Source organism: Stutzerimonas azotifigens DSM 17556 (assembly GCF_000425625.1).
In the GTDB taxonomy this organism is placed as follows: Bacteria; Pseudomonadota; Gammaproteobacteria; order Pseudomonadales; family Pseudomonadaceae; genus Stutzerimonas; species Stutzerimonas azotifigens.
On the sequence record NZ_AUDU01000077.1, the window covers coordinates 1 to 24708 of the forward strand.

Genomic DNA, 24708 nt, shown 5'->3' on the forward strand with positions numbered 1-24708 from the left:
ACGGCAGCCGCCTGCCGGCCTGGTGGTGCATTCGGATCGCGGCAGTCAGTACGCCAGCGAAGCTTATCGTACGCTGCTCAGCCGACATGGCCTGCTCCTGAGCATGAGTCGCAAAGGAAACTGCTGGGACAATGCCGTGATGGAGCGATTCTTCCTGAACCTGAAAATGGAGCGGGTCTGGCAAGCTGACTATGCCAACCAGGCCGAGGCCATGGCCGACATCGCCGACTATATCGTCGGTTTCTACAACAACGTGCGCCTGCACTCCAGCCTGGGCTACATGCCGCCCACCCGCTATGAGCGCAGGCCACCCATACAACCTATCGCAGTGTCCGAAATTATTTGACCACCACAGCCAGCGTGGCCTGCATGAAACGACGGCGGGTTTTGCGCATGATCATCCCTCTGTGCAGAAACGAAAAAAGGCGTCAGCGGCACCTACGCCATTGCTAGCGCGGTACCGTTGACGCCTTTGTCAATTCGTCCCGATCACCGCCGTTGGCGATCCGAAGACGTGGTGCATGGGCTTTTGCAAGGGGCTTGCCAAGTTGGCTGGCGGGTCTGCGTAAGAGGCGTGCAGCCGCGAAATCAGGCGGTTGTGGGCAACGCAGTGGCCGGAAGCGGGAAGCGTCGTGGGCGGCGGATGTTCGGTTGGTGGAGCAAGTTCGTGCAGGCGAAGGACGTTGGGCGCGGTTTTGGTTCACGTGGCGCTGGTTTTTCCTTCTTCCTCGGAAGGAGGTGGCCCACAGGCCCGGATGAGGGCGCGCCCACGGGCCGTGAAGTCGTACGTATGGTCGGGCGACGTTCGCTTCGGCCCGCCGCTCGGTGTGTCCGATGGTGGGCTGAAGCCCACGGTGGCGCGGCGCTTTTTGCGGTGATTCAGGCGCGGCGCTTTTCCCTTCCCTTCTCCCTCCGGGAGAAGGTGGCCCGCAGGGCCGGATGAGGGCGCGCCTACGGGCCGTGACCCCAGTGTTGTAGGGTGGGCCGGGCGGCGCTCCGCTTCAGCCCACCGTTTGTGTTGATGGTGGGCTGAAGCCCACCCTACGAATCGGTTCGCAGTGCACGTGGGGCCGTGGTCGCAGGCAGAGCCTGCTCCTACAGCGCACGGGTTTTTCCTTCTCCCCAGCTTATTGGCCGAGCAGGTCGTTCATGGCGATGATCTGCTCGGCGACCTGAACGAGTTTCTGCTGGCGGCTCATCGCCTGGCGGCGCATGAGGGTGTAGGCCTCTTCCTCGTTGCAGCCCTTCATCTTCATCAGCATGCCCTTGGCCATTTCGATGCGCTTGCGTTCGGCCAACTGCTGGTCGCGCGCCTGCAGCTGGGCGCGCAGGGCCTGGTCGCTCTCGAAGCGTGCCATGGCGACGTCGAGGATCGGCTTCAGGCGCTGGGCCTGGATGCCTTCGACGATGTAGGCGCTGACGCCGGCCTTGATCGCCTGGCGCATGGCGGCGGGGTTGTCGTCGTCGGTGAACATGACGATGGGCCGCGGCTGGTCGCGGCTGACCAGCACCACCTGTTCCATGACGTCGCGCCCGGGCGAGTCGGTGTCGATCAGCACCACGTCGGGGCGCAGCGCCTCGACCCGGTCGGGCAAGTCGATGTCCAGCCCGGATTCGCCGATGACCTCGAAACCGGCCTCGACCAGCGCGCTCCGCAAGCGCCCGAGCTTCTTCGGCGTGTCGTCGATGAGCAGGATACGCAGCATGGCGGGCTCCAGTCAGAGAGGCGCGTCGGCCAGGGCATGCAGGCGGAAACCGCGTGCGTAGCCCGCCGGATCGCTGCCGTCCCAGACGCTGCCGTCGCCGAGCGTCGCGCGGCGGTAGTACGAGCCCGGCAGCAGGATGCCGAGCGCGCCGGCCGCCTCGGCGTAGAGCGCGCTCTGCTGGACGTGGGCGGCCACGGCGAGGTAGTCCGGGTCCTCGCGTAGCAGTCCCCAGCGCCGCAGTTGGGTCATGAACCAGAGCGCGTCGGAGTGGTAGGGCGGATTGACCTGGCCCTCGCCGAAGAAGCGCAGCGGGTGGGCGTCGAGCCAGGCGTGCCCGAGGCCGTCCTCGTAGCGGCCGAGAAAGCGCGGCTCGATCGCCGACAGCGGCGCGCCGACGTACTCGGGCGAGGCGATCAGGCGGGCGGTGCCCTGGCGATTCTCCGCGTTGGCGTCGATGAAGCGGCTGGCCTCCAGCACCGCCATCACCAGCGCCCGCGCGGTGTTGGGGTAGCGCTCGACGAAGGCATGGGTGCAGCCGAGCACCTTTTCCGGATGGTCCGGCCAGATCGACTGGGTGGTGGCCAGGGTGAAGCCAGCGCCTTCGGCCACCGCCAGCGCGCCCCAGGGCTCGCCGGCGCAGAAGCCGTCGATGCGCCCGGCCTGCAGGTGCTCAACCATCTGCGCTGGCGGAATGACGAGGGTGCGCACGTCCTGGAGCGGATGGATGTCGTGGCTGGCCAGCCAGTAGTTGAGCCAGAGCGCGTGGGTGCCGGTGGGGAAGGTCTGGGCCAGGGTCAGGCGTGCACCTTCGCGGCGCACATGCTCGCGCAATGCCTCGGGAGTGGTCACGCCGGCGGCCCGCAGCCGGGCGGAGAGGGTGATGCCCTGGCCGTTCTGCGACAGCCCCATGAGCACCGCCATGCCCACCGACTGCGCGCCGACTCCGAGCTCGGTAGCGAACATCTGGCCGTACAGGCACTGCGCGGCGTCCAGCTGGCCTTCGATCAGCCTGTCGCGCAGGCCCGACCAGGAGTGCTGGCGGTGCAGGCTGAGCGTCAGGCCGTAGGGTTGGGCGAAGCCCTGGGTGGCGGCGACGATCAGCGAGGCGGCATCGGTGAGCGCCATGAAGCCGATGTCCAGGGTCGGCTTCTCCGGTGCGTCGCTGCCGGAGACCCAGGCGAGCGGGTCGGCGTGTGGCTGTCGGGGGGATTCGGACATGCGGGGGCAACCTGGATCGATGCGCAGTCGCCTGTACCACAAGCGGGCATGGGCCGTGCTGCTGCGCTGAATTGGACCACCAGCGAAGCAAGCGATGTGCCAGGGCAGGGCGTCGCCAACAGCCGCCAAGCTGCTAAGCTCAGGCCACCTTATCGAGGACGAGGCGTGGCATGCACGAGGATTTCTGGCAGGAACGTTGGGCGAACGATCAGATCGGCTTCCATCAGAAGGCGGTCAATCCCTATCTGGCGAACCACTGGCCGGCGCTGGGCCTGGCCGCTCCGAGCCGGGTCCTGGTGCCGCTGTGCGGCAAGAGCCTGGATCTGGCCTGGCTGGCTGGCCAGGGGCATCGCGTGCTGGGCGTGGAACTGGCGGAGAAGGCCGTGCAGGCGTTCTTCGCGGAGCAGGGCATGGCGCCGCAGGTCGAGCAGGCCGGCGCCTTCAGCCGCTATCGCGCCGGCGCGCTTGAGCTGTGGTGCGGCGACTTCTTCGCGCTGACCGCCGAGGATGTTGCCGACTGCGAGGGCCTGTTCGACCGGGCCGCGCTCATCGCGTTGCCGCCGGAACTGCGCCGGTGCTACGCCGAGCACCTGTCGCGCATCCTGCCGCGCGGCTGCCGCGGGCTGCTGGTCACGCTCGACTACGAGCAGGAGAAGATGGACGGACCGCCGTTCAGCGTTCCCGCGGAGGAGGTGCAGGCCCTGTTCACATCGGACTGGGAGGTCGTCGAAATCGAACGCTGCGACGTGCTGGGCAAGAACTGGCGGTTCGAACCCTATGGCCTGACGCGTACCGACGAGAACGTGTACCGGCTGGACAAGCGCGACTGATCGTATCTGCCGCGCACGAAACGGCACCCATGAAAAAAGGCGACCCGAGGGTCGCCTTTTTCGTCTCCGCTATCGATCAGCCGCGACGACGCAGCGCTTCGATGCGCTCTTCCAGCGGCGGGTGGCTCATGAACAGCGCACCGATGGAGGACTTCTTGCTCGGGTTGATGCCGAAGGCGGTCAGGCTGTCCGGCATGCCGCCCGGCACGTTCTGCTCGGCGCGCAGGCGCTGCAGCGCGGCGATCATGGCATTGGTGCCGGCCAGGCGGGCGCCCGCGTCGTCGGCACGGAATTCCCGGAAGCGCGAGAACCACATGACAATCGTGGTCGCCAGAATGCCGAAGATGATCTCCGCCACGAAGGTCGCGATATAGAAGCCGATGCCGTGGCCTTCCTCGTTCTTCAGCAGCACGCGGTCGACGAAGTGGCCGACGATGCGGGCGAAGAACATCACGAAGGTGTTCACCACGCCCTGGATCAGCGCCAGGGTGACCATGTCGCCATTGGCGGCGTGGCCGATCTCGTGCGCCAGCACCGCGCGCACCTCGTCCGGGGAGAAACGCTCCAGCAGCCCCTGGCTCACCGCGACCAGGGCGTCGTTCCTGTTCCAGCCGGTGGCGAAGGCGTTCGCCTCGTAGGCCGGGAAGATGCCGACCTCCGGCATCTTGATGCCGGCTTCGCGCGACAGCTCCTCGACCGTCTGCAGCAGCCACTGTTCGTGGCGGGTGCGCGGCTGGCTGATGATTTCCGTGCGCGTGGCCATCTTCGCCATCCACTTGGAAAGGAACAGCGAAATGAAGGAGCCGGCGAAGCCGAACACCGCGCAGAAGATCAGCAGTTGCTGCAGGTCCAGCCCGGTGCGATCAGGAGTGAGGAACCCGGAGAACCCGAGCAGGCTTAGGGTGATGCTCGCGATCAACAAGATGGCCAGGTTGGTGGCCAGGAACAGCACGATGCGCATCATGGGTAAAACGGTCTCCTGAAGAGGCGGATTGCTATGCCGGCTATATAAGGGACGCCCCTGGGCTATTCAACCTGGCAACCATTTCAAGCTATGTCGCTTGACGCCAAAGGTTCGCCAATCAGGCGCCATCGGGTTGCAGCAGGATGCCGACCAGGCGGGCGAGCCGCTCGCTGTCGCCCTGACGCAGCGCCTGGCGCAGCTGCTGCGCCAGCACCGCGCGGGCGCGCAGCAGGCTGGGCGGCAGGCCCTCGTCGTCGACGCATTCGGAAACGCTCCGGCTCAGTCGCAGGAAGCCCTTTTCGCTCAGCACCGCCTGGTCGAGGGCCTGGTACTGGATGGTGTTCTCGTAGCGCAGGTAGCCTTCGTCGGCGAGCCACAGCAGGGCGCCGAGACAGGCCTGGTGGCGCTTGCTCGGCAGCCCGAACTCGTCGGGCTCCTCGCGTCCGATGAGATCCTCGACGTAGAGCGCGACCTTGCGCGGGAAGCTCTGGTACAGCGCCAGCAGCGCTCCGGCCACGTCGTGGTGGAAGTCGTCGATCTGCAGATCCATCACGCTTACTGGCGGTAGCCGCGCAGGAAGTTGCCGATGCGCCCGATGGCCTGCTCGAGGTCGTCGACGCGGGGCAGGGTGACCACCCGGAAATGGTCGGGCCAGGGCCAGTTGAAGGCGGTGCCCTGGACGATCAGCAGCTTTTCCGAGAGCAGCAGGTCGAGGACGAATTTCTCGTCGTTGTGGATCGGGCAGACCTTCGGGTCGATCTTCGGGAAGGCGTAGAGCGCGCCCATGGGCTTGACGCAGCTGACGCCGGGGATGTCGTTGAGCAGCTCCCAGGCGCGGTTGCGCTGCTCGAGCAGGCGGCCGGGCGGCAGCACCAGGTCGTTGATGCTCTGGTAGCCGCCGAGGGCGGTCTGGATCGCGTGCTGGCTCGGGACGTTGGCGCACAGGCGCATGTTGGCGAGGATGTCGAGGCCTTCTATATAGCTCTGCGCCCTCGCCTTCGGCCCGGAGATGGCCACCCAGCCGGAGCGGAAGCCGGCCACGCGGTAGGACTTCGACAGGCCGTTGAAGGTCAGGCAGAGCACGTCCGGCGCCAGCGCGGCGGTGCTGTGGTGCACGGCGCCGTCGTAGAGGATCTTGTCGTAGATCTCGTCGGAGAAGACCACCAGGTTGTGCTGGCGGGCCAGCTCCAACATGCCCAGCAGCACTTCTTTGGAGTAGACGGCGCCGGTCGGGTTGTTCGGGTTGATGATCACCATCGCCTTGGTGTTCGGCGTGATGCGGGCCTTGATGTCGTCCAGGTCCGGCCACCAGTTGGCCTGCTCGTCGCACAGGTAGTGCACCGGCTTGCCGCCGGCGAGGCTGACGGCGGCGGTCCACAGCGGGTAGTCGGGGGCGGGGATGAGCACTTCGTCGCCGTTGTTCAGCAGCGCCTGCATGCTCATCACGATCAGTTCGGAGACGCCGTTGCCGAGGTAGATGTCCTCGATGCCGACGCCCTCGACCTGCTTCTGCTGGTAGTACTGCATGACCGCCTTGCGGGCGCTGAACAGGCCTTTGGAGTCGCTGTAGCCCTGCGCGGTCGGCAGGTTGCGGATCACGTCCTGGAGAATTTCCTCGGGGGCTTCGAAACCGAACGGCGCCGGGTTGCCGATGTTCAGCTTGAGGATGCGGTGGCCTTCCTCTTCCAGGCGTTTGGCGTGCTTGAGCACCGGCCCGCGAATGTCGTAGCAGACGTTGGCGAGCTTGTTCGATTTGCTGACCTGCATGATCCCGATGTCCCGAAGTGAGGGGCGCCGATCCGCTGGCGGCGGAGACCGGCTGTCGCCCTTGGCAGGTCGATGGCCTGCTGCCAGACTTGGCGCCCGAGAGGCACGCATCATACGTGCGCCGCTGCGGCGCGGGAAAGGTACAGATCGGCCTTTTTCGGCCCGCTGCGCTGTATCGCTCGCGACTGCCGCCACGCTCGCCGGTTTCCATTCGCCGTCAGGGTTTTCTCATGAGCGACCCGCTGCTGGACATTGCCTGCACCACCCTCGACGGGCGTACCGTCACGCTCGGCCAATACGGCGCCCGCGCGCTGCTGGTGGTCAACACTGCCAGCCGCTGCGGCTTCACCCCGCAGTACCAGGGGCTGGAGGCACTCTGGCAGCAGTACCGCGAGCGGGGGCTGATGGTGCTCGGCTTTCCCTGCAACCAGTTCGGCCACCAGGAGCCGGAGGGCGAGGCAGCGATCGCTGCGTTCTGCGAGCGCAACTATGGGGTGAGCTTCCCGCTGTTCGCCAAGGTGGAGGTCAACGGGCCGGGCGCCCATCCGTTGTTCGCCGCGCTCAAGCAGCTCGCCCCGGGTGTGCTCGGCAGCCGCGCGATCAAGTGGAATTTCACCAAGTTCCTGCTGGATGGCGAAGGTTGCCGGGTCCGGCGCTTTTCCCCGCGCACCGAGCCCGCGGCGTTGCGTCCCGCTATCGAATCGCTGCTCGGCTGAGGCCGGCGGCCGCTACCGGCACCCGCGACGAGGCGGGTGCGCTGCTTATGGAGTACCGATGGAAGCACAGTTGAAGGCCTTTCTCGAACGCGCCGAAAGCGTTCTCGACCGTCTCGATCCCTGGCTGCCCGCAACGCGCGCGCCGATCGACTGGAGCGCGACCCTGGCCGCGCGCTGGCAGCGCGAGGGACAGGGCGGCTACCTGCAGCCACTGAAGGTCGATCTCGGCCTGTCGCTCGACGACCTGATCGGCATCGACCGGCAGCGCCAGCTGCTGGCAGCCAACACGCGCCAGTTCGTCGAGGGGCTGCCGGCCAACCACGTGCTGCTCTGGGGCGCGCGCGGCACCGGCAAGTCCTCGCTGATCCGCGCGCTGCTCGCCGCCCACGCCGGCGCCGGGTTGCGCCTGATCGAGATCGAGCGCGACCACCTGGCCGACCTGCCGCGGGTGGTGGAGCGGCTGAGCGGCAACCGCCAGCGCTTCATCCTGTTCTGCGACGACCTCTCGTTCGAGGCCGGCGAGGGCGACTACCGGGTGCTCAAGAGCGTGCTCGACGGTTCGCTGGAGCGCGCCCCGGACAACGTGCTGCTGTACGCGACCTCGAACCGCCGCCACCTGGTGCCGGAGCGCCAGAGCGACAACGAGAACTGGCAGATGGTCGACGGCGAACTGCACCCGAACGAGGCGGTGGAGGACAAGATCGCGCTGTCCGACCGCTTCGGCCTGTGGCTGTCGTTCTATCCCTTCAGCCAGGAGCATTACCTCGACGTGGTGCGCCACTGGGTCGGCGTGCTGGCGGCGCAGGCCGGCCTGGAATGGCACTGGGACGAGGCCCTGGAAAAGGAAGCGGTGCGCTGGGCGCTGGGGCGCGGCAACCGCAATGGGCGGTGCGCCTACCAGTTCGCCCGGCAATGGGTGGGGCAACAGCTGCTCGCCTGTTAGCGGTGCGGCGGGCGTCAGGTGCCGGACACCGACGTCCGCAGCTTCTCCACCATGCGCTGCTCGGCCGGCAGCAGGCTCTGCACCGACTGCCGGGCCTTCATCCGCTCGAAATGCGCCGCCAGCCGCGGCCAGCGCGCCGGATCGAGCGTCTCGCCGCCGTGCTCCAGGTTGATGAGCTGGCAGGTGATTGCGAAGTCCGCCAGCGTCGCTTCCTCGCCGACGAAATAGGAGCGTTCGCCGAGCTGCCTGTCGAGGTAGTCGAAGTGCTTCGGCAGCACCTCTTCCAGCGCCTGGCGCACCGCCTCTTCGTCGCACCGTTGGCCGGCGCTCGGCTTGACGATACGGTTGCGGAACACGCCGAAGGTGGCATACGGGGCGATCTCGTAGTCGGCGTATTTTTCCAGCCAGCGCACCCGCGCGCGTTCCTCCGGGGGGTGGCCGAGCAGGGCGATGCCGTGCGGATGGCAGTCGTCGAGGTACTGGCAGATGACGCTGGAGTCGGCGAGGACGAGGTCACCGTCCTTCAGGGTGGGAATCCGGCCGAGCGGATTGAGTTCGAAATACCAGGCGGGCGGGGCGAAGGGCATGACGAATTCGAGCTGGTAGTCGAGGCCCTTTTCCAGCAAGGCCAGTCGGACCTTACGCACGAAGGGGGACAACGGAACGCCATACAGGACGAGGCTCATTCGATTCCTCCGCTGGCGCGGTCAGCCCGCGCTCATTCGTAGATGTTCTTCTTCTTCCAGATATCTTCGTCGTCGAATTCCTTCAGGCCGTCGGTCAGTGCGCTCGGTTCGTCGGCCTGGGGCGCGCCCTGTTCCAGCACGAGCGCGTTGGTGTGCGCCAGCTGCGCTTCGAGGCGCTTGAGCTGCGCCTGGAAGGGGGCCGGGTCGGGCTGCTTGCGAATGAACTGCACGGCCCGCTCGAAGGCCAGTCGTGCCTGGCGCGGCTGACCCTGTTCCAGGGCGGCCTTGCCGACGTTGCCGAACAGCTCGATGTGGAGCATGACCGACAGCCGTTGGCATTCGCGCATCCAGCGCTTGGCTTCGTTCTGGTCCATCAGCCCCTGCTTGGCGGCGTGGGTGATCTGGGCGCTCAGGTCCTCGAGCATGAAGCGGACTTCCTTGGCCCTGGCTTCGCTCATGATCGGCTGCGGTGGATTGCGCATCTCAGCGCCGTCGCCCTTGGCCAGTTCGGCCTGCAGGTCGGCGATGCGCTGGCGGAGCTTGGCGTCCTGCCGGTCGAGCGACTGCAGGCGTTCGGCCAGTTGCAGTTCCAGGCGGGTCAGTGCCTGCTTCAGCGGCGGGCTCATCATCTGGCCAGGCAGCGAGCCGGACAGGTTGGCGCAGCGGCGGATGCGGTCGTTGAGGTCGGCGCGCAGGCGAGCCTTCTCCAGCCGGTTACGTTCGACGATGTGATTGATGTAGCCGATGGCGACCAGCAGGAAAAGGCCGCCCAGGACGAGGCCTGTTATCAGTATCGGGGACACTCCGTGTACCTCTTTGCGCCAACAGGGTGTGCTCGGAGTTTAGTGAGTTGGGTAGCAGGTTGATAGCTCCGCGGAAAGGCCGAAGTCATTGATATGAAAAATTTTTGCAGAAGGGTTGACGACCTCCCAGGGCGTCCATAGAATGCGCGCCACTTCCAGCGTGAAGCCAACGGCAGAGCGAGGGGAGCCGGAAAAGCTGTTGTAAGTTCCGGGCCGCGTCCCCTTCGTCTAGTGGCCTAGGACACCGCCCTTTCACGGCGGTAACAGGGGTTCGAGTCCCCTAGGGGACGCCATATTGCGGGAATAGCTCAGTTGGTAGAGCACGACCTTGCCAAGGTCGGGGTCGCGAGTTCGAGTCTCGTTTCCCGCTCCAAATTATGATCTATAGACGTCTATTGAAGTCTGTAAGTCATTGAAAAAGGGCCTTAGGGCCCTTTTTTCGTTCCAGCGAAATCTACTGGAATCCGTCCCCAGCCAGGGCTTTTAAGTCCATTTTTAAGTCCATCTTTGCGGGGTGCGTGGTTTCCGGATTGTTGCTGGAGGAGCGTGGCCTGCGAGACAAGCATCTAGCCCTGACCTATGTTCAGGAGCTATACCATGGCGCTCACAGACGTCACTGTCCGGCAGGCTCGGGCGACTGGCAAAGACTATACCCTCACAGACTTCGACGGCCTTTCTCTGGCGGTATCTGCCGCTGGCGGTAAGTCTTGGCACTTCAGATATTACTGGGCTACCAAACAGAAACGAATGTCGCTGGGCACCTATCCGAAGGTCAGCCTTCGGGAAGCGCGTGCGTTACGCGATGAGGCCCGCGCTCTAGTAGCGAAAGGCGTCAATCCCAAGATTGATCGTAAGCAAAAACTTCGAGCTGTCCGTTTCGCGACGGAGAACAGCTTCAAGGTGGTTTATCTGCAGTGGCTTGGGCACCGCAAGCTGGAACTCAAGGAGGGCAGGCAAAGTACCCTCTCGCAGATCCAGCGTATCTTCGATAAGGACGTGTTGCCCGCGTTAGGCGCCGTATCCATCTTCGACATTTGCCGTCCCGACCTGTTGGACGTGCTTGCTAGTATCGAGCAGCGCAGGGCATTTACCACCGCCGAGAAAGTGCGCACCTGGCTCAGGCAGTTGTTCCGCTTTGCGATGGTGAAAGTCGCGGGGCTGCAAAGCAATCCCGCATCGGATCTGGATGTCGTGGCTGTCCCCAAACCACCGGTGGTCAATAATCCCTTCCTGCGGCTGCCTGAACTGCCCAGTCTGCTGAACAAGCTACGCAGTTATAGAGGCAGGATCACCACACAACTTGGTATTCGCCTGCTGTTGCTGACGGGTGTGCGTACTGGTGAGCTGCGACTGGCGACCCCTGATCAATTCGATCTTGAGCGCGGCTTGTGGATCATTCCTCCCGAGGTAGTCAAGCAACTGCAGAATGGCATGCGCAAGCGGGGGCAGCGGCCGCAGGATATTCCGCCCTATGTCGTGCCGTTATCGGTCCAGGCCATCGAGATCGTTCGCTATCTGCTGGAGCAGACCAAGCCAGCCCAGCGCTATCTGCTTGCACACCGAAGCGAGCTGAGAATGCGCATTAGCGAGAACACGCTGAACGGCGCGATCAAGCGTATGGGCTATAAGGATTTGCTCACCGGTCACGGCATCCGTGCCACGCTCTCCACGGCCCTCAACGAGTTCGGTTACCCCAAGAATTGGGTGGATGCCCAACTCTCGCACGCTGATCCCAACAAGGTCAGCGCCACTTACAATCACGCATTGTATGTGGAGCCCCGCCGGAAAATGATGCAAGACTGGGCCGATCGGCTCGATTTGTTAGAGCAGAACAAGGTAGAAACGGCCAGTACGCACCTTACTATCCGCTTCGATGGTATGCGGCTGCTGGACCAAGGTGCGGAAATGTCCGTCGAGCCTGTTGATGATGGTAAGTCGCTAGTTCTGGTGTCGTCAGTTGGTGGGCCTATTGAGCGCCTGTCGATGGTGGCTAGAGCTTAGATTTCAGTTGTTGCGGTGTGGAATGTTGGGCCGGCACCGCCGGCTGCTCTGATGACAGTAGGCTGTAGCGGCGATTGCATTTCCGTTAGCCTGCTGGCCAGCCAGGGGTAGAACACGCCCCTCCAGAAGTGGAGGGGCTAATCTAGATTCGGCCGTTGGCTTGGTGCAGGCGTTTGACGAAACTCTCAGCGTCGGTTTCGCCAACAGTACGGAGATCTTGCCATTCTTCGCCATTGGGAGCGAATAACTGCAGTGCCGGTGGGCCGAACAGCTGGTAGCGGTCGAGCAGGGCGCGTTGCTCGGCATCGCTACGAGTTATGTCGAAGCGCACCAGTCGGTAACCGGTCAGTTGCTCACGCACGGCGGGTGCTGCCAGCACTTCTCGTTCAATTACTTTGCAACTGATGCACCAGTCGGCGTACCAATCCAATAGCAGTGGTTGGTCGGCATTTTTTGCTGACAGCAGAGCGGCATCCAGAGCAGCTGGTGTATCCACGGTCTGCCAGCCGGCGTTAGCGCCGCTCGGAAGTACGGCTTTGGCGTCCAGCTGACCCAGCGGTCGCAGCGGATCGGATTGACCTTGCAAAGCGCCGAGCCAGGCGCTGACACCGTAGACCAGTAGTGCCACACCGAGTAGTTGGGCGAGCCTTTGCCGGCCGGACTTGAGGGTGAACTCCAAGGCACCGAGCCAAATCGCGCTGCCAACTGCCAAAAGGCCCCACAAGGCCAAAGTCACTGGAGCGGGTAGCACGCGTTCTAGCAGCCATACAGAGACAGCCAGCAGCATCACGCCGAAAGCTTTGCGCACACCGACCATCCAGGTGCCAGACTTGGGTAGCAATGCTCCGCCGCCGATGGCGAACAATACCAACGGCGCGCCCATGCCCAACCCGAGGGCAAACAGCTTAAGGCCGCCACCCAGTGCGTCGCCGGTGGTGCTTATGTAGAGCAGTGCGCCGACCAGAGGGGCAGTCACACAGGGCGAAACCAGCAGGCTCGACAGTACGCCGAGCGTGGCGGCGCCCAACATTGAACCCCCGCGGGCCTGGCCGGCTAGGAGATCTAGTCGTTCGGTGATAAAGCGCGGCATGCGCAACTCGAATACGCCGAACATGGCCAGAGCGAAAACAGTGAAGAACATCGCAAAGGGCACCAACAGCCACGGTGACTGCAGGCGCGCTTGTAGGTTGAGGCCAGCGCCGAACATGCCCATTAGCGCACCAAGCAGGGCGAAGCTGGCAGCCATGGGGAGTACGTAGGCAAGCGATAGGCGTAATCCACGCGTTCCGCCGAGTTGTCCGCGTAATACCACGCCAGACAGAATTGGCAGCATCGGTAGCACGCAGGGTGTGAAAGTCAGGCCCAAGCCCGCCAGGAAGAACAGCGCCAGACTACGCCAGTCAATGGCGACCCCTTGTTGCAGGGCTGCAATGAGGGGGGGATCACCTACCTCGAAGCTGCGAATCTCTGGCGGATAGCACAGCCCCAGATCAGCGCAGCCCTGATAGCTCACCTGTAAGGTGAACGGTGTGTTCTGAGGGTTATTAACGGGTAGCAGCAAGTCGGTAACGCCGTAGAACACCTCGACATCGCCAAAAAATTCATCGGTTTTCGGTTCGGCCGCGGGCCATTGCGGGGTGCCGATTGACACTTGCGGGTGGTCGCTGGTGAATGCGAAGCGATGTTTATAGAGGTAATAACCCTCGGCATTTATGAAGCGCAGGCGGACGCTGTCCTTACCGGCTTCCAACAGGTCGAGGCGGAAGGCCCTGTCTACCGGAAGGAAATCCTGGCTGTTATTCAGCGGAGTGCCGAACAGAGCCGACTGAGGACGCGAAGAATCAAATATCTCGGCGTTGGCTGGCAAGGTAAGCAGTAGCAGCAGCAGACACAGCAGGAGGCGGGACATGACCATCTCGCGGGCTAATAACGAAAAGGAGGTGAATTTCAGCTTGTTAACGGAGCCGGGCTTTTTGAAGTGCGGGCTGGGGATGGTCTCCGCTGCGATTCAGTGCATCGCAGGATGCCAGCCAGTACCAGCCCGCCCGGCGAGCTGCTATTAATTCGGGGCTTGTTCCAGCGGATAATTGGCAATGACCTTTTCTCGGCCAGTGCGAGTTATCCCGATCACCTGGTAGGGATGTTTGACGTCGCCATACTCCATGCCTGGTGAGCCAGCCGGCATGCCTGGCACGGCGATGCCCAGCAGGTCAGGGCGCTTGCGAAGCTCCAAAATCTGCGCAACGGGCACGTGGCCTTCAACGAACTTTCCATCGATCACGCCTGTATGGCAGGAAGCCAGACGCGGTTTCACGCCGAGGTCTTGCTTGACCGTGTTCATGTTGCGTTCGACGTGATCGCGGACTTCGAAGCCGTTGTTCTCCAGGTAGGTAATCCAGTCCTTGCAGCACCCACAGTTGGCGTCGCGGTGCACATCAATGATCAGGGGTTGCGCGGCCTGGGCGGCGCCACTTAGCAGCAGGGCGGCGAGCGCCGCGGTAGTCAGTGTTCTGGACATAAAAAACCTGTTTCCAATGGTTTGCTCACTTGCAACAGCAGCCACCGCTGCCACCGCATCCGGTTTTCCTGGCGGGGCTCGATGAGGCCGCCGGACTGCTCAGTTGGGCGGGGTATCCAGCATCACCTAGGGCGGCGACAAGCACATCGCTGTCGCACTCAGCGCTGACCCGCACACTGGCCGCTTGCAGATCGACGTCGACCTCGGTGACGCCTTCAACTGCGTTGAGCGCCTCGGTGACATGCAGGACGCATGAGCCGCAGCTCATGCCTTTGACACTCAATTCAACGGTGCTCATGACAATCTCCTTGCGAGGTTGCTGCTGGGGTTGAGGCAATTCTCAACCTTGCCAAGGTGGCAAGGTCAAGAGTTTCAGTCGATTGATACCTTGCGCAGTCTCAAGGCGTTGAACACCACCGAAGCGGAGCTCATGCTCATCGCCAGCGCTGCGATTATTGGTGACAGCAGGAGGCCGGTCAGCGGGTAGAGCAGGCCGGCTGCCAAAGGAATGCCCAGAGCGTTGTAAAGAAAGGCGAAGGTCAGGTTCTGGTGCATGTTGCGCACGGTGGCCACCGACAGGCTGCGCGCGCGCAGGATGCCGAGCAGGTCGCCCTTGACCAGCGTGACCTGGGCGCTGTTCATCGCCACATCGGTGCCGGTGCCCATGGCAATGCCGATATCGGCGCGCGCCAGGGCCGGGGCGTCGTTGATGCCGTCGCCGGCCATGGCCACGCGGTGCCCTTGCTGTTGCAGCGAGGCGGTCAGGCGTTCCTTGTCCTGCGGCTTGACCTCGCCGTGCACCTCCTCGATACCCAGTTCGCGGGCTACGGCACGGGCAGTCGTCAGGCCATCGCCGGTGGCCATGATCACCCGTATGCCGTCTGCCTGCAGGCGCTGGATCGCCAGTTTTGAGGTCGGTTTGATCGGGTCGGAAACCGCCAGCAGACCGGCCAGTACGTTGTCCACGGCCAGGAACATGATGCTCACGCCTTCGCCGCGCAGCTGTTCGGCATGCCCCTTGAGCGGGCTGGCATCCACGCCGGCATCATTCATCAGCGCGGTGTTGCCCAACTGCAAGTCGCGGCCGTCAACCTTGCCACGCACGCCGATGCCGGAGGCCGATTCGAAGGTTTCAGGCGTGCTCAGCGCAAGGCCCTGGGCACGGGCATGATCGACGATGGCGTGTGCCAGGGGATGTTCGCTGCCCTGATCCAGGCTGGCGGCCAGTCGCAGCACCTCGTCCCGCGTGAAGCCGGGCGCCGCCTCGACGCTGTGGAAAGCAGGGCGGCCTTCAGTGAGCGTGCCGGTCTTGTCGACGATCAGCGTGTCGATCTTGCGCAGGTTTTCTATCGCGGCAGCATCGCGGAACAGCACGCCGCTGCCGGCCGCCTTGCCGGTGGCGACCATCACCGACATCGGCGTGGCCAGGCCCAGGGCGCAGGGGCAGGCAATGATCAGTACCGCGACTGCGTTGATCAGACCGAACACCCAGCTCGGCTCCGGACCCCACAGGCCCCATACCACGAAGGTCAGGATAGCAATGGCGATGACCGCCAGCACGAAACGCCCGGCAATGACGTCGGCCAGCCGCTGCATTGGCGCCTTGGAGCGCTGCGCCTGGGCCACCATCTGGACGATCTGCGCAAGCATGGTCGAGCTGCCGACCTTTTGTGCCTGCATCACCAGGCTGCCGTGGCTGTTGAGGGTAGCGCCGATCAGGCTGTCACCGGCGCGTTTCATGATCGGCACCGGCTCGCCGGTCAACATCGACTCGTCCACCGCGCTTTCGCCTTCCACCACCAAGCCATCAACCGGCACTTTTTCGCCTGGGCGCACCCGAAGCTTGTCGCCGCTGTGCACATGGGTGAGGGGAATGTCCTCTTCGCTGCCATCGGCATTGATCCGTCGCGCGGTCTTGGGCGCCAGGCCGAGCAGCGACCTGATCGCCGCTGAGGTCTGCGAGCGCGCCTTGAGTTCGAGTAGCTGGCCGAGCAGGGTCAGCGAGATGATCACCGCTGCCGCCTCGAAGTACACGCCGATGCGTTCACCCTGCATGAAGTAGTCGGGGAATACGCCGGGCGCCAGGGTGGCGATCAGGCTGTACAGGTAGGCGGCGGAAGTTCCGAAGCCGATCAGCGTCCACATGTTCGGGCTGCGGTTGATGAACGATTGCACGCAGCGCACGTAGAAGGGCCAGCCGGCCCAGAGCGCCACCGGGGTGGCCAGTGCCAGTTCGACCCAGTTCTGCGTGGCGCCGTGGAACGGACTGAGGGCATGCCCGCCCATGGCCAGCACGGTGACAATCACGGTGAACGGCAACGTCCACCAGAAGCGTCGAGAAAAGTCCCTGAGCTCCGGGTTGTCCTCTTCTTCCAGTTCGGGCATGACCGGCTCCAGGGCCATGCCGCACTTGGGGCACGTGCCTGGGCCGATCTGCAGTATTTCGGGGTGCATCGGGCAGGTGTATTCGGCGCCGTGATCGACGGTCGGCGTCTCGCCATGAGCATGCCCGGCATCCAGATATCTGCTTGGCTCGGCATTGAATTTTTCCAGACAGCGCTGGCTGCAGAAAAGCAGTTGCTGACCGGCATGGCTGGTCTGATGCGGGCTGTCGGGTTTGACCGTCATGCCACAAACAGGGTCACGATCCGATGGGGTCTGAAGTGTGGGATGTGGCTGATTGGCGTGAGTCATTACCGCTCCTGTTAAACCCTGCGCGCACTCGGAGATATTTTATATAGAGTACCCGCGAGCGGCTGACAGTGGCCTGACCTAAACATTACATTTATGTAAGCTATAGCGGGTTTTCGCTCTCGGATATCCGTGCATGCCGCCAGCACATGGCCCTATATAAATAAGTAATTAGTTGAATTACGAAGTTGTAATAATCGAATCATCATGCCGTAAGGGTGGTGCCTTTAAGCTACAGGTATCAACTACCTAGAGGTATTAATCATGCAAGGCCTGCAAAAAACACTCACTGTTCTCGCTCTAACTATGGCTGCCTCTTTGGCGATGGCGACTGAAGGTGGCCATGAATCGCAGATGCGACATGATTATTCGGCGGCTGATGGCAAGCAGGTTCTAAAGCAACTTCTTAAGGATGGTAAGGTTTTAAGCGTGGATTATAAGGGCAAGAGAGTTATGGGTCGCTCTGATGGTCGTGTACGGCCATATGAAATAAAGATTCGCACCCCCGATGGCGTCATTCATACTGTAGAATACCGAGGCGTGCCGGTTGGCATCAATAACGGCTGATCTTTTAAGGGCTAATTGCTGTCTTTGCCAAAGCCTGAGATTGCCCTGGCAAAGGCAGCAAGTTCGACTACGCAGCCATGCGTTCACATTCCTCAGCACACTCCATGCAAGCCTTTGCGCATTCCTGGCAATGATCCATCTGATGCTTGGCGCACTCTTCGCCGCAGGCCCGGCAGATCTTTGCACACAGTGCGCATAATTCTTTGGATAGCTGGCTCTGGCGACTCATAAGTCTGGCTGCCAGAGCGCACACGTCAGCACAATCCCTGTCGAGTTCAATGCAACGAGCCATCGCCTGGACGTTTTCTTCACGTAGGCAGGCAGATGCGCATTTTTCGCACACGAGGGCGCAGTTAGAGCAAGCTTGAATACAGTTATCGAATATTTTGTTGTCCATATGTCCTCCTGAAGTTCATGGTTAGCTTTGAACCTTACGCCAGTCGCGGCAAGCATCAGCTAGGTCCATTCAATACGACAGGCTTAGAGTCCTTCTGTTTCGGTGACTTACATTACAATATTGTAAGGTTGTTGGTTCGCTGTAGCTGCTTGATATCAAAGGTGATTGCCTTTGCTGCTATGCGGCTTACGGGGGAATTCCATATAAAAGGCCGTTACGCCACCTGCAGAGGTACACCAGATTCTCCCGTTATGGGCTTCAACGATGGATCTAGTGATTGCCAAACCGAGGCCAGCGTTACTTGGGTTGCCCTCACGCCGTGCTGGATCGACCCGATAGAAACGATGGAAAAGTTTGTCCAGATGCTCTGGTTTGATCGTCCCGCCGGGATTCTCGACGCTAAGAATGACCGTCTCTTCCGTCTCACGAATCGTTACAGAGATGTTTTCCCCGGTCGGGGTATAGCGCAGCGCATTGGATAACAAGTTGGAGAGCGCTCTATTGAGCATCAACTTATCTCCCAATACCTCGCCTCTACCTGAAGCTGAGAGGTGTATACCGCGCTCTTCGGCCAATAGGTGGTAATACTCAAGGAGATTGGAAACTAACCTCGAAAGTTCGATAGTGCCTTTTTCTGGAATTATCAATCCGTTGTCAGATTTTGCTAGAAAAAGCATGTCATCAATCATGCGTGACATTCGCTTAAATTCTTCCAGATTGGAGTAGAGGTTATCCTCGTAAGCATCGAGGTCCCGCTTTCGGGTGAGCACTACCTCGGTGTGGGTCATTAGATTGCTGACTGGGGTTCGCAGTTCATGAGCAATGTCAGCTGAGAAATTGGACAGCCGGACGAAGGCATCTTCCAGGCGGCCCAGCATTGCATTGAAGGATAGAACGAGCTGCTGCAGCTCTAGTGGTACTGGCTCTAGCGGAATTCGCTCCTGTAACGACCGGGCTGACATTGATGTTGCGAGGTGAGTCACTTGCCGAAGAGGCCTCAACCCGCTTCGAACAACGACCCAGCCTAGAGCGGCACTGATCAGGGCGCTGATTACTAGCCCGGCAATGAACCATCGCTGCAAGGTCTCGAAGAAGTGCGCATGGCTCGTGACATCGAGAATCAACAGAACTGTGAGGGGTTCGGACTTGTCTGCCACGGAAATTTGCGCAGTCATCCCTCGGTACAGGTGTCCTGCATTCTGCCATTCCCACATGCTTTGCTCTTCCGCATGCCTGAAGCTTTCCGGGACATCGGCAGCCTTGGGGTCGGAAAAAAGTACCCTGCCATCACCGCTCAGGATGGTGGCCGCCAGATCATGATGGGCACCGAGCAGGGCTCGTAACTGCGGCAGTTCTTCGGTGAGGCTTGCATCGCTGCGTGCGTTATTGAGGATGTGCCGGGTCGATTCGAGCTTCTCGACCAGGGCCTGTCGATCCAGCACTTCGAAGTGATGCTGGCTGAGCACGTTAAAACTCAGACCGGCCAGCGTCAGAACCACCACCACCGCAGACATGAACATCAGACTCATGCGGGCGGTCAGCGAAAGGTGGCGCACGCTCATTCCGGCGCATCCATCATATAACCCATGCCGCGCACGGTCTGAACCAGCTTGGGCTCGAAGTCGTCGTCTATTTTTGCGCGCAGACGGCGTACCGCGACCTCGATGACATTGGTGTCGCTGTCGAAGTTCATATCCCATACTTGAGAGGCAATCAGGGATTTCGGCAGTACTTCGCCGCGCCGGCGCATCAATAATTCCAGCAGCGCAAATTCCTTTGCGGTCAGATCGATACGCTTTCCGGCACGGATGGCACGGCGCTTCAGCAGGTCCACTTCGAGATCCGAAATCTTTAGGGTGGTCTGGGTAGGGGAGCCACTGCCCCTGCGAAGCAAGGTCCTTACTCTTGCCAGAAGCTCGGAGAAGGCAAACGGCTTGATCAAGTAGTCGTCCGCGCCGAGCTCAAGACCCTTGACGCGGTCTTCCACACCATCACGTGCTGTCAGGAACAATACCGGTACGTCTTTCCCTGCTGCTCTGACCATACGCAGCACCTCCCACCCATCCAGCCCGGGCATCATCACGTCCAGGATCAGAAGGTCGTAGGTTTCACTCAGCGCGTACTGAAGCGCATCTGTACCCGTCATGACCCGGTCAACGTTGAATCCGGCTTCAGTCAGGCCTTGTTGCAGATACGCCCCGGTTTTGGGTTCGTCTTCAGCTACCAGTAATTTCATGCGTACAGACTCCGAAACTCGACAGCCCGAGTGTGCAGGCAATTAGGGCCCTCAACCAGAAGCTTACAAAAATGTAACGTCCGCTTCAGGTTGCTGACAGAACAGGGTGTCTAGAGTTTGCAGGGTATCTGTGGGGCTCAGATGCAGTGGGGCTACGAACGGCGTTATGGCGAGTAGATTTCTCCAGGCCTCCACATTGCTCCCTGGCCTATTGGCGCCTTCGGGCGCCTTTTTTCTGCCTGCGGCTTTTGGCGATGAGGCAGGCCGAAGGTTACACAAATGTAATTTCAGGGTAAGCCAGCCGGCAGGTCAGCCGTCCTACTCTTGGGTACTCCTCAATAACTTGAAAGAGCTCCAGCCAATGAAAATTTATTCTCTTTCCCTTTATTCCGCACTTGGTTTGGTCTTCAGCGCTACTGCTGCAATGGCCGCCCCCGGCCATAGTCATGCGCTCGACTTTGGACAGCCGGGAGACGCGCAGGCGGTAGATCGCACCATTGAGGTACGAATGAGCGATAACGTCTTTGCGCTTGAGACGATCGAAGTCAAGGCAGGTGAGACTGTCCGTTTTGTGTTGCATAACGATGGAGCCCTGCTTCATGAGTTCAACCTCGGCTACTCGGCCACCCATGCCGCGCATGAGCAAGAAATGATTGCGATGTTTCGCAGCGGCATGCTTACCCCGACTGGTGCTCATGATATGAGCCATATGGAAGGTGAAATGGATGGCGGGATGGCACACGATGATCCGAACAGCGTTCTGATCGAACCCGGCGCCCGCGAAGAGTTGATCTGGACGTTCTCGAAAACCAAGAATCTGGAGTTTGCTTGCAATATTCCGGGACACTATCAGGCGGGAATGGTCGGCAAGGTAGAGATACGTTAAGCGCCTAACGTAAATGTACTGACCTGCTTAATGAGTGGGACATGGTTGCTGTCTTGTAAGTTCGCTTATCAGGACTGGTCAGCAAGTTGTTTGAGTTACTGCGTGCTTTAAATGTTCATCAGGGCGCTACAAGCCCGAGGCTGGATTATGAACTGCCAGCTCATCTAATAATTGGATGAAGAAATATGCATAGAAAACCCACAAGGCGAACTTTCATCAAAGGGTTAGCCGCAACTGGAATACTTGGTGGCCTGGGCATGTGGCGCGTGCCGGTTTGGGCGGTCACCAGCCCAGGACAAGCTAACGTGCTGACCGGTAACGACTTTGATCTGTTCATTGGTGAGATTCCAGTAAACATAACGGGCGCGGCCCGCACCGCAATGACTATCAATGGTTCACTTCCAGGGCCGATCCTGCGCTGGCGGGAAGGAGACACAGTCACTCTTCGGGTTCGCAATCGTTTGCAGGAGGATACGTCCATTCACTGGCACGGCATTATCCTGCCGGCCAACATGGACGGTGTCCCTGGCTTGAGCTTCCATGGCATCGCTTCGGACGGCATGTACGAGTACAAATTTGATGTCAACCAGAATGGTACCTATTGGTACCACAGCCATTCGGGCCTCCAAGAGCAGGCCGGAGTCTATGGTGCCTTGGTGATCGATGCGAAAGATCCCGAACCTTTCAGCTACGATCGTGACTACGTGGTGCTGTTGAGCGACTGGACCGACGAGAATCCGGATCGGGTCCTGGCAAAGTTGAAGAAGCAATCGGACTATTACAACTATCACAAACGCACCGTCGGTGACTTCATTGATGACGTGAGCGAGATGGGATGGTCCGCTGCTATTGCCGACCGCAAGATGTGGGCCGAGATGAAGATGAGCCCTACGGATCTTGCCGACGTCAGTGGCTACACATACACCTACCTCATGAACGGCCAGGCGCCGGACGGCAACTGGACGGGCATCTTCAAGCCGGGCGAAAAAATTCGACTGCGTTTCATTAATGCTGCAGCCATGACCTACTTCGATGTCCGTATTCCTGGTCTGAAGATGACGGTGGTTGCGGCTGATGGGCAGTACGTCAAACCGGTCAGTGTCGATGAATTCCGTATCGCCGTGGCCGAAACCTACGACGTCATCGTCGAACCCGAAGACGAGCAGGCTTACACCATCTTCGCCCAATCCATGGATCGTACCGGCTATTCCAGAGGCACCTTGGCGGTTCGCGAAGGGCTGAGCGCGCCTGTCCCAGAGGTCGACCCTCGTCCGCTGATCTCAATGGCCGACATGGGCATGGATCACGGCAGCATGGATGGCATGGAGCATGGCTCTATGCAGAGCGGGATGGCCTCTATGGCCGGTATGGATCACAGCAAGATGGCAGGCATGGACCACAGCCAAATGGCAGGCATGAGCCATGGCAGCATGTCCGGTATGGATCACAGCCAAATGGCGGGGATGGACCATGGCACGATGCAGTCGCACCCTGCTTCCGAAACCAATAACCCTTTAGTTGACATGCAGACCATGACGCCGGCGCCAAATCTGAGCGACCCGGGAATCGGCCTGCGTGACAACGGGCGTCAAGTCCTCACTTACTCTGATCTTCGCAGCACCTTCCTCGATCCGGACGGCCGCGATCCGAGCCGCACCATTGAACTGCATCTCACTGGGCACATGGAGAAGTTTTCTTGGTCGTTCGACGGTATCAAGTTCTCTGATGCCGAACCGCTGCGACTCAAGTATGGCGAGCGTGTTCGTATCACTTTGGTCAACGACACGATGATGACCCACCCAATTCACCTGCATGGCATGTGGAGCGATCTTGAAGACGAGAACGGCAACTTTCTGGTGCGCAAACACACCATCGACATCCCGCCGGGTTCGAAACGTAGTTATCGCGTGACGGCCGATGCATTGGGGCGTTGGGCTTACCACTGCCACCTGTTGCTTCACATGGAAATGGGCATGTTCCGTGAAGTTCGTGTGGACGAGTAGAGGAGAGATTCAATGAGCAATTTGCTGAAACGAAAAGCGCTGTTTGGTGGTATCGCCGTGCTGAGCCTGGTAACCACCTTGTACGTCCCTGCCTCGATGGCAAATCAAGATCACAACGAGCATGCCCAGCACTCGGCTGAAACGCACAAGGGTGCTGGTGGCAAAGCGGCTCCTGCGTCGCAAGAAAAGACTTCCCAGATGAAGCAAATGGACCATGGCGCTATGGATCACGGTTCGATGAATCATGATGGGATGGATCATAAAAAAATGATGGGTGGGCATGGCGGCAAAGCCGAGGCAGGTTCGAACCATGATCACTAGGATCACGCGTCCTTCGTTCATAGCGCTGGCTGTATCGCTGAGCGCCCTCAGCGGTGGTTTCACCGCAGCTGCCGAAATGGACCATTCCGCGATGGGCCACGGCTCCATGCCCATGGACCATAGCCAGATGAATCATGGCTCTGCACCGAGCGCAATGGGAGGCATGGATCATAGCCAGCCAACCAGGGAGCGAACGTCGCAGAACCAGACTCCTGCGGCTGATCACAGCAAGATGGGTTCTACCCCGTTTCCACGGACGGTTTGAAAAGGGCTGAAAACTTCAGATCTTGCCTGGCGACTCTACGACGCATTCGTGGGTTATGAAACCGCTCGATGTAGTCGAATAAATCCGCCCGTGCTTCATCACGAGTTCGATACGACTGATGGACAACGCGCTCCCGTTTGAGCTGACCGAAGAAGCCTTCACAGGCTGCGTTGTCGCCGCAATGCCCGACGGCACTCATGCTGCAGACCAGCGTGTTGCGATTCAGAAAGCGCTGGTAGTCGGTGCTGGTGAATTGGCTACCGCGATCCGAATGCAGGATTACTGACCAGTCACCCTGGCGCTGCCAAATCGCCATCTCCACTGCTCGAATCACCATCTGCCGATCCTGGCGGTGATGCATCGACCAACCGATCACCAGCTTGCTGTACAAGTCGAGCACCACACATAGGAAAAGCTTGCCTTCCAGTGTGGCTATTTCCGTGATGTCCGTGACCCACTTGCGCTCCGGCTCCTGCGCGGTGAAATCGCGCTCCAGCAGGTTTTTCACGCCTGCTGGACGGCCACTGGCGACTCTTCCAAAACCACGTCTCTTACGGCGTGGCCAGCCTTGAATTCGCTCAGCCGCCATCAGGCGAGCAACGCGGTTCAAGCTGACGATTTCGCCCTCGTCGAGCAAATCCTCATGCATGCGCGGTGCGCCGATCACGCCACGGCTGTCCTCATGAATCTCACGAATGCGCCTGACCAGACGTGCATTCTCTTGAGTTCGCGGGCTTGGATCACGATCCTGCCAGGCGTAATAGCCACTGGCAGAAACCTTCAGGCAACGGCACATCAGACGTACCGGGTACTCGTTGCGGCAGCGCTGGATCACCGTGTACCGCTCGATGACTCCCTGGCAAAGTACGCTGCCGCGTCTCTTAAAAAATCACGTTCCTTGGTCACCCGGGCCAACTCACGCTTGAGGCGGGCCAGCTCCTCATCTCGCGGACTACCTGTTCCGGGAAAGGCCTTTTCTGCGCCTGGCTGTGCCTCTCGAACCCAGCGTGTGAGCAGGTTCGGAGCCACACCAATCTCCAGGGCCACCTGTCGACAGCTCGCCCCTGAACGACGAACCAACTCGATGGCTTCCCGCTTGAACTCGGGGCTGTATTTCTTGCGCTTCATGAACACTCCTTCAGCTCGGCATGAGCTTACTCGAAAGTGTCCGTGCTAATGGGGTAGAACCC

At 60.9% G+C, this 24708-nt stretch carries 23 protein-coding genes, 2 tRNA genes and 2 pseudogenes; 12 read left to right on the forward strand and 15 right to left on the reverse strand.

Going from position 1 to position 24708, the window contains the following annotated elements; all coding sequences use genetic code 11:
* Positions 1–346, forward strand: a 346-nt coding sequence (locus tag H610_RS23485; protein ID WP_043237966.1) for an integrase core domain-containing protein, incomplete at its 5' end; no start/stop codon positions are given.
* Positions 347–1127: 781 nt separating this feature from the next.
* Here H610_RS23485 and H610_RS0107565 read toward each other — a convergent pair.
* The gene (locus H610_RS0107565; protein ID WP_028239110.1) at positions 1128–1706 is read right to left on the reverse strand and encodes an ANTAR domain-containing response regulator; all 579 of its coding nucleotides are present in this window, start codon (positions 1704–1706) and stop codon (positions 1128–1130) included.
* Positions 1707–1718: 12 nt separating this feature from the next.
* Positions 1719–2924 (reverse strand): CmpA/NrtA family ABC transporter substrate-binding protein, encoded by a 1206-nt coding sequence (locus tag H610_RS0107570; protein ID WP_028239111.1) that lies wholly within the window; start codon positions 2922–2924, stop codon positions 1719–1721.
* Between the two features lie 170 nt (positions 2925–3094).
* Here H610_RS0107570 and H610_RS0107575 point away from each other — a divergent pair, with 170 nt between their 5' ends.
* A complete protein-coding gene (locus H610_RS0107575) occupies positions 3095–3754 on the forward strand; it encodes a thiopurine S-methyltransferase (protein WP_028239112.1) in 660 nt (219 codons plus the stop codon).
* 76 nt (positions 3755–3830) lie between these two features.
* Here H610_RS0107575 and htpX read toward each other — a convergent pair whose 3' ends face one another.
* The 3 genes from htpX to H610_RS0107590 form a co-directional block, all read right to left on the reverse strand.
* Positions 3831–4718, reverse strand: coding sequence for a protease HtpX (gene htpX, locus H610_RS0107580; RefSeq protein WP_028239113.1), 888 nt, complete (start codon positions 4716–4718; stop codon positions 3831–3833).
* 118 nt (positions 4719–4836) lie between these two features.
* The gene (locus H610_RS0107585) at positions 4837–5268 is read right to left on the reverse strand and encodes a hypothetical protein (RefSeq protein ID WP_028239114.1); all 432 of its coding nucleotides are present in this window, start codon (positions 5266–5268) and stop codon (positions 4837–4839) included.
* 5 nt (positions 5269–5273) lie between these two features.
* Positions 5274–6485 (reverse strand): pyridoxal phosphate-dependent aminotransferase, encoded by a 1212-nt coding sequence (locus H610_RS0107590; RefSeq protein ID WP_028239115.1) that lies wholly within the window; start codon positions 6483–6485, stop codon positions 5274–5276.
* Between the two features lie 230 nt (positions 6486–6715).
* Here H610_RS0107590 and H610_RS0107595 point away from each other — a divergent pair, with 230 nt between their 5' ends.
* Positions 6716–7201 carry a glutathione peroxidase gene (locus H610_RS0107595; RefSeq protein WP_028239116.1) on the forward strand — a complete coding sequence of 162 codons (486 nt, stop codon included), beginning with the start codon at positions 6716–6718 and terminating at the stop codon, positions 7199–7201.
* Positions 7202–7259: 58 nt separating this feature from the next.
* Positions 7260–8144: an ATP-binding protein gene (locus H610_RS0107600; RefSeq protein ID WP_028239117.1), complete on the forward strand. Its 885-nt coding sequence runs from the start codon at positions 7260–7262 to the stop codon at positions 8142–8144.
* A 14-nt stretch (positions 8145–8158) separates the two neighbouring features.
* Here H610_RS0107600 and H610_RS0107605 read toward each other — a convergent pair whose 3' ends face one another.
* Both H610_RS0107605 and H610_RS0107610 read right to left on the reverse strand, forming a co-directional pair.
* A complete protein-coding gene (locus H610_RS0107605; RefSeq protein WP_028239118.1) occupies positions 8159–8830 on the reverse strand; it encodes a glutathione S-transferase family protein in 672 nt (223 codons plus the stop codon).
* A gap of 32 nt (positions 8831–8862) precedes the next feature.
* Positions 8863–9633 carry a hypothetical protein gene (locus H610_RS0107610; protein WP_028239119.1) on the reverse strand — a complete coding sequence of 257 codons (771 nt, stop codon included), beginning with the start codon at positions 9631–9633 and terminating at the stop codon, positions 8863–8865.
* Positions 9634–9850: 217 nt separating this feature from the next.
* On the opposite strand from H610_RS0107610, the gene H610_RS0107615 reads away from it, so the two are divergent.
* From H610_RS0107615 to H610_RS0107625, 3 genes and pseudogenes are all read left to right on the forward strand, one after another.
* Positions 9851–9926, forward strand: a tRNA-Glu gene (locus H610_RS0107615).
* A 4-nt stretch (positions 9927–9930) separates the two neighbouring features.
* Positions 9931–10006: transfer RNA gene (locus tag H610_RS0107620), tRNA-Gly, on the forward strand.
* Between the two features lie 224 nt (positions 10007–10230).
* Positions 10231–11497, forward strand: a pseudogene (locus tag H610_RS0107625) (tyrosine-type recombinase/integrase); the annotation flags it as partial.
* A 279-nt stretch (positions 11498–11776) separates the two neighbouring features.
* Here the strand turns inward: H610_RS0107625 and H610_RS0107630 are convergent.
* The 4 genes from H610_RS0107630 to H610_RS0107640 form a co-directional block, all read right to left on the reverse strand.
* Positions 11777–13543 carry a protein-disulfide reductase DsbD gene (locus H610_RS0107630; RefSeq protein ID WP_003280442.1) on the reverse strand — a complete coding sequence of 589 codons (1767 nt, stop codon included), beginning with the start codon at positions 13541–13543 and terminating at the stop codon, positions 11777–11779.
* 150 nt (positions 13544–13693) lie between these two features.
* Positions 13694–14152 carry a DUF411 domain-containing protein gene (locus H610_RS0107635; protein ID WP_003280447.1) on the reverse strand — a complete coding sequence of 153 codons (459 nt, stop codon included), beginning with the start codon at positions 14150–14152 and terminating at the stop codon, positions 13694–13696.
* A gap of 25 nt (positions 14153–14177) precedes the next feature.
* Positions 14178–14450, reverse strand: a complete 273-nt coding sequence (locus H610_RS24805; protein ID WP_003280450.1) for a heavy-metal-associated domain-containing protein — start codon at positions 14448–14450, stop codon at positions 14178–14180.
* Between the two features lie 74 nt (positions 14451–14524).
* Positions 14525–16780, reverse strand: a complete 2256-nt coding sequence (locus tag H610_RS0107640) for a heavy metal translocating P-type ATPase (protein WP_236614280.1) — start codon at positions 16778–16780, stop codon at positions 14525–14527.
* 327 nt (positions 16781–17107) lie between these two features.
* On the opposite strand from H610_RS0107640, the gene H610_RS24810 reads away from it, so the two are divergent.
* On the forward strand, positions 17108–17410 hold the full coding sequence (locus tag H610_RS24810) for a hypothetical protein (protein ID WP_084166401.1): 303 nt from the start codon (positions 17108–17110) through the stop codon (positions 17408–17410).
* A gap of 67 nt (positions 17411–17477) precedes the next feature.
* Here the strand turns inward: H610_RS24810 and H610_RS24815 are convergent, their stop codons facing one another.
* From H610_RS24815 to H610_RS0107650, 3 genes are all read right to left on the reverse strand, one after another.
* Positions 17478–17807: a four-helix bundle copper-binding protein gene (locus H610_RS24815; protein WP_080564988.1), complete on the reverse strand. Its 330-nt coding sequence runs from the start codon at positions 17805–17807 to the stop codon at positions 17478–17480.
* Between the two features lie 155 nt (positions 17808–17962).
* Positions 17963–19369, reverse strand: a complete 1407-nt coding sequence (locus H610_RS0107645) for a heavy metal sensor histidine kinase (RefSeq protein WP_028239121.1) — start codon at positions 19367–19369, stop codon at positions 17963–17965.
* Positions 19366–20043, reverse strand: coding sequence for a heavy metal response regulator transcription factor (locus tag H610_RS0107650; protein ID WP_028239122.1), 678 nt, complete (start codon positions 20041–20043; stop codon positions 19366–19368). The genes H610_RS0107645 and H610_RS0107650 overlap by 4 nt, the downstream gene beginning before the upstream one ends.
* A 361-nt stretch (positions 20044–20404) precedes the next feature.
* Here H610_RS0107650 and H610_RS0107655 point away from each other — a divergent pair, with 361 nt between their 5' ends.
* The 4 genes and pseudogenes from H610_RS0107655 to H610_RS25935 form a co-directional block, all read left to right on the forward strand.
* Positions 20405–20929 (forward strand): cupredoxin domain-containing protein, encoded by a 525-nt coding sequence (locus tag H610_RS0107655; RefSeq protein WP_028239123.1) that lies wholly within the window; start codon positions 20405–20407, stop codon positions 20927–20929.
* Positions 20930–21114: 185 nt separating this feature from the next.
* Positions 21115–22932 (forward strand): copper resistance system multicopper oxidase, encoded by a 1818-nt coding sequence (locus H610_RS0107660; protein WP_028239124.1) that lies wholly within the window; start codon positions 21115–21117, stop codon positions 22930–22932.
* 12 nt (positions 22933–22944) lie between these two features.
* Positions 22945–23253: a hypothetical protein gene (locus tag H610_RS24820; protein WP_084166402.1), complete on the forward strand. Its 309-nt coding sequence runs from the start codon at positions 22945–22947 to the stop codon at positions 23251–23253.
* A pseudogene (locus tag H610_RS25935) lies at positions 23243–23488 on the forward strand (copper resistance protein B); the annotation flags it as partial. The gene H610_RS24820 and the pseudogene H610_RS25935, both read left to right, overlap by 11 nt.
* A gap of 4 nt (positions 23489–23492) precedes the next feature.
* Here H610_RS25935 and H610_RS0107670 read toward each other — a convergent pair.
* Positions 23493–24646 (reverse strand): IS3 family transposase gene (locus tag H610_RS0107670; RefSeq protein ID WP_085985502.1). Its coding sequence is split into 2 segments (ribosomal slippage): positions 23493–24400 and positions 24400–24646, totalling 1155 coding nucleotides; the frame shifts between segments, so codons are not numbered across the junction.
* Positions 24647–24708 lie beyond the last annotated feature (62 nt).

Coding starts and splice junctions, on each gene's coding strand:
- H610_RS0107565 (WP_028239110.1), bottom strand. CDS start 1,706: ATGCTGCGTATCCTGCTCATCGACGACACGCCGAAGAAGCTCGGGCGC.
- H610_RS0107570 (WP_028239111.1), bottom strand. CDS start 2,924: ATGTCCGAATCCCCCCGACAGCCACACGCCGACCCGCTCGCCTGGGTC.
- H610_RS0107575 (WP_028239112.1), top strand. CDS start 3,095: ATGCACGAGGATTTCTGGCAGGAACGTTGGGCGAACGATCAGATCGGC.
- htpX (WP_028239113.1), bottom strand. CDS start 4,718: ATGATGCGCATCGTGCTGTTCCTGGCCACCAACCTGGCCATCTTGTTG.
- H610_RS0107585 (WP_028239114.1), bottom strand. CDS start 5,268: ATGGATCTGCAGATCGACGACTTCCACCACGACGTGGCCGGAGCGCTG.
- H610_RS0107590 (WP_028239115.1), bottom strand. CDS start 6,485: ATGCAGGTCAGCAAATCGAACAAGCTCGCCAACGTCTGCTACGACATT.
- H610_RS0107595 (WP_028239116.1), top strand. CDS start 6,716: ATGAGCGACCCGCTGCTGGACATTGCCTGCACCACCCTCGACGGGCGT.
- H610_RS0107600 (WP_028239117.1), top strand. CDS start 7,260: ATGGAAGCACAGTTGAAGGCCTTTCTCGAACGCGCCGAAAGCGTTCTC.
- H610_RS0107605 (WP_028239118.1), bottom strand. CDS start 8,830: ATGAGCCTCGTCCTGTATGGCGTTCCGTTGTCCCCCTTCGTGCGTAAG.
- H610_RS0107630 (WP_003280442.1), bottom strand. CDS start 13,543: ATGTCCCGCCTCCTGCTGTGTCTGCTGCTGCTACTGCTTACCTTGCCA.
- H610_RS0107635 (WP_003280447.1), bottom strand. CDS start 14,152: ATGTCCAGAACACTGACTACCGCGGCGCTCGCCGCCCTGCTGCTAAGT.
- H610_RS24805 (WP_003280450.1), bottom strand. CDS start 14,450: ATGAGCACCGTTGAATTGAGTGTCAAAGGCATGAGCTGCGGCTCATGC.
- H610_RS0107640 (WP_236614280.1), bottom strand. CDS start 16,780: ATGACGGTCAAACCCGACAGCCCGCATCAGACCAGCCATGCCGGTCAG.
- H610_RS24810 (WP_084166401.1), top strand. CDS start 17,108: ATGCAAGGCCTGCAAAAAACACTCACTGTTCTCGCTCTAACTATGGCT.
- H610_RS24815 (WP_080564988.1), bottom strand. CDS start 17,807: ATGGACAACAAAATATTCGATAACTGTATTCAAGCTTGCTCTAACTGC.
- H610_RS0107645 (WP_028239121.1), bottom strand. CDS start 19,369: ATGAGCGTGCGCCACCTTTCGCTGACCGCCCGCATGAGTCTGATGTTC.
- H610_RS0107650 (WP_028239122.1), bottom strand. CDS start 20,043: ATGAAATTACTGGTAGCTGAAGACGAACCCAAAACCGGGGCGTATCTG.
- H610_RS0107655 (WP_028239123.1), top strand. CDS start 20,405: ATGAAAATTTATTCTCTTTCCCTTTATTCCGCACTTGGTTTGGTCTTC.
- H610_RS0107660 (WP_028239124.1), top strand. CDS start 21,115: ATGCATAGAAAACCCACAAGGCGAACTTTCATCAAAGGGTTAGCCGCA.
- H610_RS24820 (WP_084166402.1), top strand. CDS start 22,945: ATGAGCAATTTGCTGAAACGAAAAGCGCTGTTTGGTGGTATCGCCGTG.